The following is a 13,397-nucleotide window of genomic DNA, read 5'->3' as shown; positions in this document are numbered from 1 at the left end:
TGTTTCCCGCTGATCCAGCCTGCAACGGTCACGCCCTGAAGAGCCTTGCATGATCCTGCGTTCCCTGCCGCATTCCTGGGCCCTGTTGTTCATCCTCCGCGGCTCCATCGTGCCCATCGTGGCGCCGCGCGTCATCGCCGTGGCGCTGCTGGGCGCCGTGGTGGTGCTGATCGACCGGCGCTGGCCGCATGTGATGCCGGAATTCCCGCTGGGCGGCTTCGCGCTGTTCGGCCTGGCGCTCTCCGTCTTCCTCGGCTTCCGCAACAACGCCTGCTACGACCGCTGGTGGGAAGGGCGGAAGCAATGGGGCCGCCTGATCATCGAGATGCGCGGCCTGGCGCGGGAGGCAGGCGCATTGCTGGGACCGCGCCCGGTGCTGCTGCGGCTGGGCATCGGCTACACCCACGCCCTGTGCGCCCGGCTGCGCAAGCGGGACGTGGTGGCCGCCGCCACGCCCTGGCTGCCGCCCGCCATCGCCGCCACGCTGCCAACCAGCCCCAACCCGCCCGACGCCATCCTGCGCGCCATGAATGCCGAGCTGGTGGCCGCCTGGCGCGACGGAGCGCTGACCGACATCCTCTATCGCGGCCTGGAAGCCCGGCTCACCGGCCTCTCCGAAGTGCAGGCGGCGTGCGAGCGCATCGTCACCACGCCATTGCCCTTCGCCTACACCCTGCTACTGCACCGAACGGCCTTCCTGTTCTGCCTGCTCGTACCGTTCGGCATGGTTAGCGCCATGGGGCTGGGCACGCCCCTGGTGGCGGCCCTGTTGGCCTACGCCTTCTTCGGACTCGATGCCCTGGGCGACCAGTTGGAAGAACCCTTCGGCGAGGAACCCAACGACCTGCCGCTGGACGCCATGACCCGCATGGTCGAGATCGAGCTGCGCGCCGCCAGTGGCGAGACAGACCTGCCGGCCCCGCTGGTGCCGGTACGGTATTATCTGGGTTAGCGGTTGCTTCGCGTATGGCTTTGATGGATGGAGTGAAGGCCGGGGAAGGAATTCCCCGGACCCCTTCTTTTCTTTTTCGAGTTTTTGGGCTGTCGCTGTTGAAGGGTTGAGCTTGAGAGACGGCTGGGTGCGCCAGAGTCCCAGGACCTCCGGCGACTGACGGTTCAGCCCTTGTTGCCCATATTTAAAATCATCAAGCAGCGTCCGCTCTCAGTCCTGCAGCGCCAATGCCAAGCTCGAAAACAGAAGATGGGGTCCGGGGAATTCCTTCCCCGGCCTTTCCACACCGGCCACCCACGCTCGCGCAGCCTGTAGTCCGCGTCTCCACGTCCAAATTCCCCGGCACACTCAGGCGAGGCTTAAGGCGCGGGGTACCGAAGCCACTTCCAGGCCGACTTCCCACCATCCCGCAAGATAGCCTTGCCATCCACATGCGAACGATAATAAGAATCACTCTCATATAAATCTTGCCGGAGAGTTGCCCATGCCATTGCTGGAGGTGAAGGACCTCACGGTTCGCTTCGATACGGGGGGCGGCACCGTCCATGCGGTGAGCGGGGTGACCTATGCCCTGGAACCGGGCGAGACGCTGGGCGTGGTGGGGGAGAGCGGCTCCGGCAAGAGCGTGCATGTGCTGTCCATGCTGGGGTTGATCCCGAAGCCGCCCGGGCGGATCGCCGGCGGCCAGGTGATCTTCGAGGGGCGCGACCTGCTGACCATGCCGGAAGGCGAGTTGCGGGACATCCGCGGCAAGAAGATCGGTGTGATCTTCCAGGACCCGATGACTTCGCTGAACCCCGTGCTGACGGTGGAGACGCAGATTGCCGAGGCCATTACCAGCCACGGCCTGATGTCCCGCAAGGCCGCCAAGGCGCGGGCGGTGGAGCTGCTGGATCTGGTGGGGATTCCGGAGCCGCAGAAGCGGGTGACGCAGTATCCGCACCAGTTCTCCGGCGGCATGCGCCAGCGCGCCATGATCGCCATCGGCGTCGCCTGCGAGCCAAAGCTGCTGATCGCGGACGAGGCGACCACGGCGCTCGACGTGACGGTGCAGGCGCAGATCCTCGACCTCATGAAGGATCTGAAGAAGAAGCTGGGCATGGCGATGATCTGGATCACGCATGACATGGGCGTGGTGGCCGGCCTCGCGGACAACGTGCAGGTCATGTATGGCGGCCGCATCATGGAGCGCGGGCCCTCCCGCGCTGTCTTCAACGATACGCGCAGCGCCTATACCTGGGGCCTGCTGCGCTCCCTGCCCGACCATAGCGAGGGGCGGGTGTACGAGACGCACACCCCCGGCCAGGCCAAGAAGCGCCCGCGCCTGCAGCAGATTGCCGGCGCGCCGCCGGACATGACCAACCCGCCGCCGGGCGATCCCTTCGCCCCGCGCAACCCCTTCGCCACCGAGCGCTGCCACCGGGAGGTGCCGCCGCTGGTGCAGGCGCGGGATGCCGCGCCGGGGCACCTCGTCGCCGCCTGGTACGACCTGCCGCAGGCACTGCTGACCAACCCCACGGGCGCGGTGCCCGCTGCCGCAGGAGAAGCCGCATGAACGCCAAGGCCGCACCGCTGCTGCGCGTGGATGGGCTGACCAAGCACTTCCACACCAGCAAGAACCTGTTCGGCAAGCCGACGCATACCGTGAAGGCGGTGGACGGCGTCTCGTTCGAGATCGGCTATGGCGAGACGCTGGGGCTGGTGGGCGAATCCGGCTCCGGCAAATCCACCACTGGCCGGCTGATCCTGCGGTTGGAGGAGCCGACGGCGGGGCAGGTGCATTTCGAGGGGCAGGAGATCGGCAAGCTTTCCAGCAGCCAGCTCTCGCCCATCCGCAAGAAGCTGCAGGTGGTGTTCCAGGACCCGTTCTCCTCGCTCAACCCGCGCCTGCGCGTGGGCGATAGCGTCGGCGAGCCGTTGCAGACGCACGGGCTGGTCAGCGGCGGGTCGGACAAGCGGGACAAGGTGGCGGCGCTGTTCAGGCAGGTCGGGCTGGACCCGAAATTCATGGACCGCTTCCCGCACCAGTTCTCCGGCGGGCAGCGGCAGCGCATCGGCATCGCGCGGGCCATCGCGCTGGGGCCGAAGCTGATCGTGGCGGATGAGCCGATCACCGCGCTGGACGTCTCCATCCAGGCGCAGATCGTCAACCTGTTCCTGGACCTGCAGGAGGAGCTGGGGATGGCCTATCTGTTCATCGCCCACGACCTCGGCATGGTGCGCCACCTGTGCCACCGGGTGGCGGTGATGCTGCGCGGGCGGATCGTGGAAATGGGCAGCACGGAGCAGGTTTTCGCGAATCCGCAGCACCCCTACACCCAGGCGCTGATCTCCGCCGCGCCGATCCCGGACCCGGACCGGGAGGCACTGCGCCGCCGCATTCCCTACGACCTGGTGCCGCCGCCGCCGGGCGCGGTGCTGCGGGAAGTGGACCCAGGCCACTGGGCCCTCTCGGCAGCTTGAACGCGGGGGCTGCCTGGCACCGCTGGGCAGCCTGCCGGCAGGTCGGTAAACCAGACGGCATGAACGGATCGTCCTTTCGCCGCGCCGCCCTGATGGCAAGCCTGGCCGTGACCCTCACGGCCGGCGCCGCCCTGGCCGAGGGCAGCTTTCCCAACACGCTCTCCGACACCGACCGGCAGGGGCTGGAGGCGTTCGCCCACACCCGCTTCCGGGCCATCGACACCGCCCGTGCCGAGGGCGATCCCGCCGACGTGGACCAGTTGGAACGCGCCCTTCAAGGCGAGGCCACCGCGCTGGCCCCCGCCGCCATGGCGGGCGACTGGCGCTGCCGCTCCATCCAGTTCAGCAAGTACCTCGCCGTCGTCGTCTATGCCGAGTTCCGCTGCCGCATCACCGACGATGCCGCCGGGTTGCGGCTGGAGAAGCTGACAGGCTCCCAGCGCACCTCCGGCACCTTCTACGACATTGGCGAGACCCGGCTGGGATACGCGGGTGCCGAAGCCTGGGGGGACAACGAGCAACCCTACCGCTACGGCCAGGACCCGGAGCGGAACCAGGTGGGCTATCTGGTCCCGGTCTCCTCCCGCCATCTGCGGCTGGAACTGCTGGACCGGGGCGGACGCTCCTTCTCCATTCTCGATCTGCGGCGCTGAAGGGGGCGGGGTACCGCTTTTTTGTCGCACGGGGAGAAGGCCGGGGAAGGAATTCCCCGGACCCCATCTTTTCTTTGTTCGAGTTTTGTTGGCGTGGCTGTTGGCAGGTTCGGTCCTGAGACACGGCTGGGTGCGCGGAGGTCCAGGACCTCCGGCGACTGACGGTTCAGCCCGCGCGGCCTATATTAAATGCATCAAGAAGCGTCCGCTCTCAGTCCCGAGCCGTGACGCTTAACTCGCAGAAAAAAGAACGGGACCGAGGAATTCCTTCCCCGGCCTTGTCTTCTACCCACAAATAGTCCCGTCTCCTGCCGGCCACAGCACCGCCCTCAATGCGCCGCGCCGGTCCCGATCTGCACATCCGCCGGTGCGAGTGCCTTGTTGATCAGGATGCAGTCGATTTCGACAAGGACCGGGAACTTGCCTTCGTTGTTGGGAACGAAGGCACTGACGACGAAGCCCTTGTCCTGGCAGGCGGAGAGGGTGGCGGCGAAATCGGCCGAGCCGTCATAGAGGCGGAGGATGGCCAGCTCCGTTTGCAGCCCGGCGAACGCGGCCAGGCTGTCCCCAGCGCCTTCCATCACCGCAAGGTCGTTGCCCTGGGTGTCCATCTTCAGGAAGGGGCGCTTGAAGCCGAGCTGGGTCTGCCAGCGCTGCATCTGCGCCTGGACGGTGGAGCGTTCGACCTGGATATCGCGCACGATGTCGTTGGCGGCGGCGAAGGTCCCCGGTTGGTTTCCGGCCGGGCGGCGGAGGGAGCTGAACTCGTTCTCGCGCATGACGTGGAAGGTGGCCGTGCCGGCTTCCCGGTCCAGTGCCATGGCCTCGATGTGCCAATCCGGGTCCTGCGCGGCGCGTTCGCGCAGAGAGGCGGCGAGCTCAGGGATGGGTTCGAAGGAGATGATGGGGCCACGATAGCCGACCTGTTCGCGCAGCATCGTCGCGTACTGTCCGGCATTGGCGCCGACATCGAAGACGCAATCGATGTCGAGATAATCGAACAGGCGCCGCAGGTGCAGCCGCTCGGGCAGCAGGTGCAGCTCGTGGGCGGGGATGATCAGGTTGCCGGACATACGCTCCAGCAAGTTCGCGGCCTGTCGCTTGAGGCTCATGGATCAATCTCTCCCAGGGGCGCCGGTACGCTTCGATTTACATGGCGATGTATCGGAGCGTAAAAGCCGGTCAGCGTTACAGATTTGGCCTGTTGATTTGGTTCGCTTTGGCCATCTTTTTCTCAAGTCTTATAGACCAGATACCCGAGATGCTATGGAGCGCGCGCTATTGTGTCTGGAACGGGCGATGTTGCCGAGGGCATTCGGTACGCCCGGCCGGTAAGGCATTCAGGCCGCCACGTCCGCCCAGCCTGGGCATGACCGGCAGGCGGGTCCGTGACACTCTGCCGCCTGCGTGCCGCAGAGCTTGCCTGCCCCAGAGCTTGCGTGCGCCAGAGGAAGACCGATGCGAATCCTGCTGCTGAACGGCAATACCGATACGGCCATGACCGCCCGCATGGCCGCATTGGCAGACACGGCCCTGCCGCGCCTGGGCCTGCCGGCCGTGACCCTGGTGGCGGCGACGGCGCGCTTCGGCGCCCGCTACATCGCCAGTCGCGCCGCCGCGGCCATCGCCGGCCATGCGGTGCTGGAGGCGGTGGCGCAGCACCAGGGACAGGTGGATGCCGTGGCCATCGCCTGCTTCGGCGACCCCGGCCTGGCGGCCGCGCGGGAGATCTCGGCCGTTCCCGTCACCGGCATGGCCGATGCCAGCCTGGACCTGGCGCTGGAGATGGCGCCGCGCGTGGCGCTGCTGACCGGCGGCACCGCCTGGGTGCCGATGCTGGAGGAGTTCTGCCTGCTGCGCGGCCTGGGCCGGGACCGCGTACGGGTCCACGCCGTCACCCCCACCGGTGACATGATCGCGCGGGAGCCGGAGCGCGCCCTGGGCCTGCTGGCCGATGCCGCGGCCCAGGCGGTGGCGCAGGGTGCCGGGGTGGTGGTGCTGGGTGGCGCCGGGCTGGCCGGGCTGGTGCCCCGGTTGCAGCCGCTGGTGGCCGTGCCGGTGCTGGACAGCCTGGAATGCCTGCTGCAAGTCGCGGCCCAGCCCGGGCGCCGACAGCCTGCCCCGCCACCGGGACCGGCCCCGACGCTGGGGCTGGCGGAGGCGTTGGCGCATTGCCTGGAGCATCCCCGCCGGGCCGAGGGCTCTTGACGGCAGCCTCCACGCCGGGCACCCAAATGTCATGTCCAGCGACCCGAATCCCGTGAAGCATTCCGCGCCCTACCACCGCCTGCTGGGCATGGAGGTGGATGAGTGGCGCGAAGGCTTTGCCCGCATGGTGATGCTGGCGGGGCCGGACCACATGAACCGCAGCAACATCGTCCATGGCGGCGCCATCCTGTCGATCATCGACCAGGCGGCGGGCATGTGCGGCCTGTGGTGCAGCGTGCCCGGCAACACCCGCAAGGCGGTGACGATCGACCTGGATTGCCGCTTCACCGGCCAGGTGCCGGCGGGGCGGGTGGTGGCGGAGGCGAAGATGGTCTCGCACGGCCGCAATATCTATTTCGTCCGTACCGAGGTGTTCAACGCGGCGGGCGAGATGGTGGCCTTCGGCAGCTCCACCCACCGCTGGCGCAAGGGCAGCGAGACGGTCGAGGGCAGCCCGGCCACCTAGGCGTGATGGCCTGAGGTGGAGGCACCGAAAGGCCTGAATGACGCGATCAGATAGAGGCTGAGAGCAGGCTGCGTGCACGATAGTGACCGCATCATGCTCCAGGGTTTGATCGTTGCGGACCGGATCGGCCGAGCGCGGACGACATCGGCTCGAGCATAGGTCTGAAATACCTCCCGTGGCTTTCAGGGGCATGGTTCACGCTGCCGGGCGGCCAGGGAGCGCAGGCGCAACCGGATGACGGGCGGGCCGTTCCTTCCCTGACACAGCAGGGAGACATCGCCATGGCCAATGCCGAGCCGCCGCGCAACGAGGATGAGATGCGCATCAAGGTGCGCGAGATGATCCAGGACATCCAGGTCGCCATGATGGTGACGACGGATTCCAATGGCCACCTGCATGGCCGGCCGATGCGGGCGCAGAAGCCCGATGCGGACGGCAAGACGCTCTGGTTCTTCACCCGCGACGACAGCCCGAAGATTGCCGAGCTGGAAAGCGACCGGCACGTGCTGCTGGGCTACTCCGACCCCAAGGGGCAGGACTTCGTTTCCGTCTCCGGCACTGCGCGGGTGGTGCGGGACAAGGCGAAGAACAAGGAACTCTGGACCGAGGACCTGCGCACCTGGCTGCCGGAAGGCCCGGAAGGCGATGGCATCGCGCTGATCGCGGTGCAGATCGAGCAGGCGGAGTACTGGGACGCCATCTCGTCCAACCTGACCTTTGCCTTCGGCTACGCCAAGGCGCTGGCCACCGGCAAGCCGGCCCATTCGGGTGAGAATGCCAAGGTGGGGTTCACCGGGCGCTAAGGCCAGGGAAGCATGAAGCCCGGGGAAGCAGCGAGGCCGGGGAATGAATTTCCCGGCCTTTTCTGCGTGCGGGTGGTGGCGTCAGCCGGGCTTGCGCCATGCCCCGCGTACGACCTCGGCGGGTCCCTGGTGCTTGGGGCCTTCATCGAGATGCACGCAGCCCTCCAGACATTCCAGGACATCCAGCGTCGCGAAGGCGCTGTCCGCCAGCTCGCGCGTCCACAGCAGCGCGGGATCGCGCGGCCCGCCGCTGCGGCGGCCCTGCTGGGCGGGCGAGAAACACTCCAGCACCAGCAGGCCGCCGGGCGCCAGGGCGCGCAGCGCGCCTGCCACCACCGCTTCACGGTCCTCCGGCGGCAGGTGCAGGAAGATCCAGGCGATGACGTCGAACCGCGCTTCCGGCCAGGACCATTGCGTCAGGTCGGCAGTCTCGGTGCGCAGCGCCACCCCCTCCGCCGCCGCCCAGGCGGAAGCGCGCGCCATGCCGGTGGCGGACCAGTCCACCGCCGTCACCGCCAGGCCATGGCGCGCCAGGAATAGTCCGTTGCGGCCCTCCCCATCGCCCAGCGCCAGGGCTTCGCCCCGCGCCGGCAGGCGGGCCGCAAGGCTTTCCAGGTAGCGGTTGGGCGCCTGCCCGAACATCCAGGGCTGGGCGTCGTAGCGGGCATCCCAGGCCTGGCTGTCGCTCATGGCGCGGGTTGCCAACTGGGCGGCGCCAGCTCGAACCCGGCGAAGTCGAAGGCCGGGCTGACGGTGCAGCCCACCAGCGTCCAGCCCGCCAGCGGCCGCGCCGCCTGCCACCAACCCTGTGGCACAAGGCCGAAGGGCTGCTGGCCGGCGGACAGATCCGGCCCCACAAGTTTCTCCTCGACGCCCTGGCCATCCGAGATGGAGAGCGCCAGCGGGCCGCCGGCATACCAGTGCCAGCATTCCGTAGCGTCCACCCGGTGCCAGTGGCTGCTCTCACCGGCTGCCAGTAGGAAGTAGATGGCGGTGCCGCTGCCACGGCCGCCGCCAGCGGGTGTGTCCCGCCAGATCTCGCGGTAGTGGCCGCCCTCCGGGTGCGGGGCGAGGCCCAGCGCCGCGATCACCGCCGCCGCCGGCAAGGCAGGGTCCCGCAGGTCCGGCGGAATCACGCCGGCACCGTCTCCGCCATGGCGGGATGGCTGGCGGCCTTGGTGAACCATGCCGCCAAGCTGGGCCGGCTGTCGCGCCAGGGCTCCGCGCCGAAGCGGAAATCCAGGTATCCCAGCGCGCAGGCGACGGCGATGCTGCCGATGTCGCGCAACGGCCCCGGCGGGTACTGCTCCAGCCAGTCCAGCGAGCGGTCGATGGCGGCTTTCTGCCGGGCGTCGAAGGCCTGGCGGCCCTCGTCCCGCGGCCAGGGCTGTTGGATGCGGCGGGCCACGGCCGCATCCATGATGCCGTCCCCCAACGCCTGCAGCACCAGGGAGCCTGTCCGCTCCGGCCCCGGATCCGGGAAGAGGGGGGAGGCGGTGCCGAGATTGTCCAGGTACTCGCAGATCACCCGGCTGTCGAAGATCGGCAGATCGTCCGATGGCACCAGGCACGGCACCTTGGAGAGCGGGTTCTGCGCCAGCAGCTCCGGCGGGCTGACATGCGGGTTGGTGGTGAGCAGCTCCAGCCGCTTGTCCAGCCCGCGCAGGATGGCGCAGATCATGACCTTCCGCACGAAGGGGCTGCCGGAGGAATAGAACAGCCGCAGCGTCGGCTGGCTGAGGGGCTCAGCCACGGAAATTGTCCTTGGCGCTGCGGATCTCGGCCAGGCGCTCCACCGTCGCCGCGCGCAGGAACGGGTTGGTCTGCATCTCCTCGCCCAGCGTCACCGGCAGGGTAGGCTGGCCGGCGGCACGGGCGGCGGCGACGGCCTCGGCCTTGCGGCGCAAAGCCTCGTTCTCCGGCTCCACCGTCACGGCGAAGCGGGCATTGCTCTCGGTGTATTCATGCCCGGCGCAGACCAGGGTCTCTGGCGGCAGCGGCTTCAGCAGGGAAAGCGCCTTGAACATGTCGGCCGCCGTGCCCTCCAGCAACCGGCCGCAGCCCAGCGAGAACAGGGTATCGCCGCACAGCAGCACGTCGCCATCGGCGAAGTGGTAGGCCACGTGGCCCAGCGTATGGCCGGGGCTGTCGATGACCTGCGCCTCCGTCTCCCCCACCTTGATGGTGTCGCCGGGGATGACGGATTGGTCCAGCGCCGGCAGCCGGTGCACATCCGCCTGCGCGCCGATGACCTTGGCGCCGTACTTGGCCCGCACCTCATCCACGCCGTTCACATGGTCCCCATGGTGGTGGGTGAGGATGATCAGGTCGCAGCGGCCACCGGCGGCGTCCAGTGCGGCGATGATCGGCGTGGCCTCGCCCGGGTCGCAGATGGCCACGGTGCCGGTGGCGGTATCCCGCAGAAGCCAGGCGTAGTTGTCGGAAAGGCAGGGCACTGCCTGGACCGTCACGGTCATCGCATCGTCCTCTTCTTCATCGTCCCGCAGGAAGGACGTGTCAGGTCACGCTTCCCTCCCTATATCGGGTGCATGCGCGCGGAGGTCCACGCCCCCCCCGAGTCCCATCGGCGGGAGGTCCAGCACCGGGAACATTCCCAACGGGAATTCCCCCACCGGGATTTTTACGCATCGCCCACCGGCCGGGTGGCGGCGCGGCTGTTGCGCGCGCGGCTGCAGGAAATGTGGCCGGACCTGACCGGGCGGCAGGTGCTGGGTCTGGGCCATGCCAACCCCTACCTGCGCCTGTGGCGGGACCATGCCGAACGCACCCTGGCCGCCGGCACCGCCGAGGCCGGCGTGCTGCCCTGGCCGCGCGGCGAGCCCAACCTGGCCACGCTGGTGGAGGAGACGGAACTGCCCTTCCCGGACTTCTCCTTCGACAACGTGCTGCTGGTGCATGGGCTGGAGACCGCTGAGAACGGCCGCCGCCTGCTGCGCGAGGTGTGGCGCGTGCTGAAGGAGGATGGCCGCCTGCTGGTGGTGGTGCCCAACAGGCGCGGCGTCTGGGCCCACCTGGATACCACCCCCTTCGGCCAGGGCCGCCCCTATTCCCCCGGCCAGCTCTCCCGCCTGCTGGAGCGCACCATGTTCACGGTGGAGCGCCGTCGGGTGGCGCTCTTCGTGCCGCCCTTCCGCACCCGGCTGCTGCTGCGCGGCGCCGGCATCTGGGAACGCGCCGGGCGCGCCCTGGCCCCGCGCTTCGCCGGCGTGGCCATCGTGGAAGCCCGCAAGGAAATGTTCGGCGCCATGCCGGTGAACGCCCTGCCCGCCAAAGGCCGGCGCGTGCTGATGCCGGCGGCGATGCGCTTCTCACCGGGCGAGGAGCGGGAGGAGAGGTAGGGGTTTTGCGGCCTGAAGCCCATAACCCTGGGGCCGATCGACATTCGGCGGGGGAGAAAAGGTCAGGGGAAAGAGTTCCCCTGGAACCCCATCTTTTTCTGTCAGTTGGCGTGGGGCTTCAGACTGGCGGGTGCGGCCATGAGCAAGGACGTGAGCCATCCGGGCTGAATGATCGGCCTCCGGCGGTCACGCACCTTCGGCGTACTCCGGCCTGGCCCGGAATGGCCGACGCCCCCCCGGTATTCACACCCAAAAGACTCGGAGAAAAAAAGAAGGGGCCTGGGGAATTCTTTCCCCAGCCTTTCTGCCCGCGGCTGCATGTCGATCCGCCCTGACGCGAAACGCGCGGGGAAGAGGCGCGGGTGATCACTTCCCAGCCTTCAGAGTACAACCTCAGACCATTCATGAAGCCGGTTGGCATTCCACTGTCAGATGCGCCAGTTCGTGAACGGGCGCCAGACGGGCGCGGATGGTGCCGGCATCCGGCGTGCCCGTGACGCTGACAATGGCGGCATGGGCTTCCGGCCCGACCCGCCAGACATGCAGGTCGATGATCAGGGCATCGCCCGGACCTTCCACATGCTCGCGCATCTCGGCTTCCAGGGCGGGGTTGGACGTGTCCAGCAGCACGGCGGCGGTCTGCCGCATGAGGGACCAGGACCAGCGGGCGATGACCACCGCGCCAACCACGCCCATCAGCGGGTCCAGCCACACCCAGCCCAGATAGCGGCCGGCCAGCAGCGCCACGATGGCCAGGACCGAGGTCAGCGCATCCGCCAGCACATGGAGGTAGGCGGACCGCAGGTTGTTGTCCGTGCCATGGGCATGGGCATGGTGGTGATCTTCGCCCGGGCCATGATGGTGGTGGTGGCCACCGGATAGCATCAGGGCGCTGACCAGGTTCACCGCCAGCCCCAGCACGGCCACCAGCGTCGCCTGGCCGAAGGCGACCTCGCGTGGCTCCAGCAGCCGCATGCCGGATTCCAAGGCAATTCCTAGCGCCACCAGGCCAAGCACCATGGCCGAGGCGAAGCCCGCCAGATCTCCCACCTTGCCTGTGCCGAAGCTGAAGCGGCGGTCATGCGCATGGCGGCGGGCGAAGGCATAGGCGCCGGCGGCCACCGCCAGGGCACCGGCATGGGTGGCCATGTGGAAGCCATCCGCCAGCAGCGCCATCGAGCCAAAGACCGAGCCGGCGACGATCTCCGCCACCATGGTCACGGCCGTCAGCGCGACGACCCAGCGGGTACGCCGCGCATTCTCGTCATGGGCGTGGCCGAGGAAGACGTGGTCGTGCGCATGGGCGGCTTGCTGGGTCATGGTGGACCTATTTGGAATAGCGGCGAATGACGACAGCGAGTTCCTCGGCCCCGGCGGCACGTTCCGCGTCGGTCAGGCCAGGGCGGGCGACGTGGTCGTGCAGGTGTTCCTCCACGATCTCATCCATCAGGCCGTTGATGGCCCCGCGCACGGCTGCCACGCGTTGCAGAGTGACGGCGCAGGGGGCGTCATCCGCCAGCGCGCGTTCGACGGCCTCGATCTGCCCGGCGATGCGCCGCACGCGGTTGAGCAGATCCTGCTTCTGTTGGGAGGAGCTGAGATGGGACATACCATACCCAGGTAGGGTATCTGCTGGCGCGCGGCAAGGACGAGGCGAGCACGGGCCATCCGCGACAACACGATAGCCCCGGCCGCGATGGGGGGAGAGTCCGTAGGGTTGGCATGGGCTCGCCTGCCAGCCCTGGCTGCCTGGTCTTGCGAGCGTCTTCACCGGGCCAGGCCATTCCGCCTGACCCGGGTATGCTCTAGCTCACTTCCTCATACAGTGTCCGCGCCTCGGGGGCCGGCCCGCGCCGCTCGGCCAGGGCGACCACCCGCCAGACGCGCACCACCCCGGTTTCCGCGCGGCCGAAGGCCAGGGTCAGGATATCGCCCGGGCGCAGCTTGGCGTGCGGCTTATCCACCGGTTGGCGGTTGAGGCGGATGCTGCCGCGTTCGACGAAGCGGCTGCACTCCGCCCGGGTCTTGGCCACCCGGGCGCACCACAGCCACTTGTCCAACCGCTGCCAGTCACGGTCCTCGGTTTCCGCCACGCCGGAGAAGCCTCAGCCCTTGCCGAGCTTCAGCTTGGCCAGCACCGCGAAGGGGCTGTCCGGGTCGGCCTTGGCAGGCTTCGGCGCATCGAAGCTGTAGGTCCGGCCCTCGTTGCCGCCGCCGCGCTGGTCGCGGTCGCGGTTGCCGCCACGCGGGCGGTCATCGCGCGTGCCGCGATTGCGGTCGTCCCGGTTGCCATCCCGCGGACCACGCGGGCGGTCGCCCTGGCGGAACTCGGGGCGGCCTTCGCGGGGCGGGCGGGGGGTCGCGTCGCGTGCCTCGGCGGGCTGGCCCTCTTGCGGGCGGGGGGCGCGGTTGCCGTCCCGGTTGCCGTCTCGGGGGCCGCGGTTGGGGCGGCCGTCCCGGCGGGGCGGGCGCTGCTGCGTCGCGGCGTCGGTG

16 protein-coding genes and 1 pseudogene are annotated in these 13,397 nt (G+C 68.7%); 8 read left to right on the top strand and 9 right to left on the bottom strand.

Annotated features, from left to right (window positions below):
* Positions 1-49 precede the first annotated feature (49 nt).
* The 4 genes from IBL26_RS19710 (at position 50) to IBL26_RS19695 (ending at position 4,068) form a co-directional block, all read left to right on the top strand.
* The gene (locus tag IBL26_RS19710) at positions 50-952 is read left to right on the top strand and encodes a bestrophin family protein (RefSeq protein WP_187786221.1); all 903 of its coding nucleotides are present in this window, start codon (positions 50-52) and stop codon (positions 950-952) included.
* A gap of 484 nt (positions 953-1,436) precedes the next feature.
* Positions 1,437-2,507, top strand: a complete 1,071-nt coding sequence (locus tag IBL26_RS19705; protein WP_187786220.1) for an ABC transporter ATP-binding protein — start codon at positions 1,437-1,439, stop codon at positions 2,505-2,507.
* Positions 2,504-3,415: an ABC transporter ATP-binding protein gene (locus IBL26_RS19700; RefSeq protein WP_241749584.1), complete on the top strand. Its 912-nt coding sequence runs from the start codon at positions 2,504-2,506 to the stop codon at positions 3,413-3,415. The genes IBL26_RS19705 and IBL26_RS19700 overlap by 4 nt, the downstream gene beginning before the upstream one ends.
* Before the next feature lie 107 nt (positions 3,416-3,522).
* Positions 3,523-4,068, top strand: coding sequence for a DUF4893 domain-containing protein (locus tag IBL26_RS19695; protein ID WP_367615472.1), 546 nt, complete (start codon positions 3,523-3,525; stop codon positions 4,066-4,068).
* 329 nt (positions 4,069-4,397) lie between these two features.
* Here IBL26_RS19695 and IBL26_RS19690 read toward each other — a convergent pair whose 3' ends face one another.
* Positions 4,398-5,180 (bottom strand): FkbM family methyltransferase, encoded by a 783-nt coding sequence (locus tag IBL26_RS19690; protein ID WP_187786218.1) that lies wholly within the window; start codon positions 5,178-5,180, stop codon positions 4,398-4,400.
* 346 nt (positions 5,181-5,526) lie between these two features.
* Between IBL26_RS19690 and IBL26_RS19685 the strand changes: the two genes are divergently transcribed.
* The 3 genes from IBL26_RS19685 to IBL26_RS19675 all read left to right on the top strand — a co-directional run bounded on the left by IBL26_RS19685 (position 5,527) and on the right by IBL26_RS19675 (position 7,545).
* Positions 5,527-6,276, top strand: coding sequence for an aspartate/glutamate racemase family protein (locus IBL26_RS19685; protein WP_187786217.1), 750 nt, complete (start codon positions 5,527-5,529; stop codon positions 6,274-6,276).
* 31 nt (positions 6,277-6,307) lie between these two features.
* Positions 6,308-6,742, top strand: a complete 435-nt coding sequence (locus IBL26_RS19680; RefSeq protein WP_187786216.1) for a PaaI family thioesterase — start codon at positions 6,308-6,310, stop codon at positions 6,740-6,742.
* A gap of 281 nt (positions 6,743-7,023) precedes the next feature.
* On the top strand, positions 7,024-7,545 hold the full coding sequence (locus IBL26_RS19675; protein ID WP_187786215.1) for a pyridoxamine 5'-phosphate oxidase family protein: 522 nt from the start codon (positions 7,024-7,026) through the stop codon (positions 7,543-7,545).
* A gap of 81 nt (positions 7,546-7,626) precedes the next feature.
* Here the strand turns inward: IBL26_RS19675 and IBL26_RS19670 are convergent, their stop codons facing one another.
* Genes IBL26_RS19670 through gloB form a run of 4 tightly spaced genes read right to left on the bottom strand, consistent with a single transcriptional unit; the run spans position 7,627 to position 10,022 of the window.
* Positions 7,627-8,235, bottom strand: coding sequence for a class I SAM-dependent methyltransferase (locus IBL26_RS19670; RefSeq protein ID WP_187786214.1), 609 nt, complete (start codon positions 8,233-8,235; stop codon positions 7,627-7,629).
* Positions 8,232-8,678 carry a cupin domain-containing protein gene (locus tag IBL26_RS19665; protein ID WP_367615473.1) on the bottom strand — a complete coding sequence of 149 codons (447 nt, stop codon included), beginning with the start codon at positions 8,676-8,678 and terminating at the stop codon, positions 8,232-8,234. Before IBL26_RS19665 ends, IBL26_RS19670 begins: the two co-directional genes overlap by 4 nt.
* Entirely contained in the window at positions 8,678-9,298 is a 621-nt protein-coding gene (locus tag IBL26_RS19660) for a glutathione S-transferase family protein (protein ID WP_367615471.1), read from the bottom strand. Before IBL26_RS19660 ends, IBL26_RS19665 begins: the two co-directional genes overlap by 1 nt.
* The gene (gene gloB / locus IBL26_RS19655) at positions 9,291-10,022 is read right to left on the bottom strand and encodes a hydroxyacylglutathione hydrolase (protein WP_187786212.1); all 732 of its coding nucleotides are present in this window, start codon (positions 10,020-10,022) and stop codon (positions 9,291-9,293) included. Before gloB ends, IBL26_RS19660 begins: the two co-directional genes overlap by 8 nt.
* A gap of 201 nt (positions 10,023-10,223) precedes the next feature.
* On the opposite strand from gloB, the gene IBL26_RS19650 reads away from it, so the two are divergent.
* Positions 10,224-10,904 carry a methyltransferase domain-containing protein gene (locus IBL26_RS19650; RefSeq protein WP_367615470.1) on the top strand — a complete coding sequence of 227 codons (681 nt, stop codon included), beginning with the start codon at positions 10,224-10,226 and terminating at the stop codon, positions 10,902-10,904.
* Positions 10,905-11,306: 402 nt separating this feature from the next.
* On the opposite strand, the gene dmeF is transcribed toward IBL26_RS19650, so the two are convergent.
* From dmeF to IBL26_RS19630, 4 genes and pseudogenes are all read right to left on the bottom strand, one after another.
* Positions 11,307-12,224, bottom strand: coding sequence for a CDF family Co(II)/Ni(II) efflux transporter DmeF (gene dmeF, locus IBL26_RS19645; RefSeq protein ID WP_187786210.1), 918 nt, complete (start codon positions 12,222-12,224; stop codon positions 11,307-11,309).
* Between the two features lie 7 nt (positions 12,225-12,231).
* Positions 12,232-12,513 (bottom strand): metal/formaldehyde-sensitive transcriptional repressor, encoded by a 282-nt coding sequence (locus IBL26_RS19640; RefSeq protein WP_187786209.1) that lies wholly within the window; start codon positions 12,511-12,513, stop codon positions 12,232-12,234.
* A 196-nt stretch (positions 12,514-12,709) separates the two neighbouring features.
* Positions 12,710-12,997 carry an RNA-binding S4 domain-containing protein gene (locus IBL26_RS19635; RefSeq protein WP_187786208.1) on the bottom strand — a complete coding sequence of 96 codons (288 nt, stop codon included), beginning with the start codon at positions 12,995-12,997 and terminating at the stop codon, positions 12,710-12,712.
* 12 nt (positions 12,998-13,009) lie between these two features.
* Positions 13,010-13,397: pseudogene (locus tag IBL26_RS19630) on the bottom strand (hypothetical protein); the annotation flags it as partial.

It is taken from the genome of Teichococcus aerophilus (assembly GCF_014490485.1).
Taxonomy (GTDB): Bacteria; Pseudomonadota; Alphaproteobacteria; order Acetobacterales; family Acetobacteraceae; genus Pseudoroseomonas; species Pseudoroseomonas aerophila.
The sequence above is the reverse complement of the archived record's forward strand: the minus strand, read 5'-3'. Positions and strand labels throughout refer to the sequence as shown.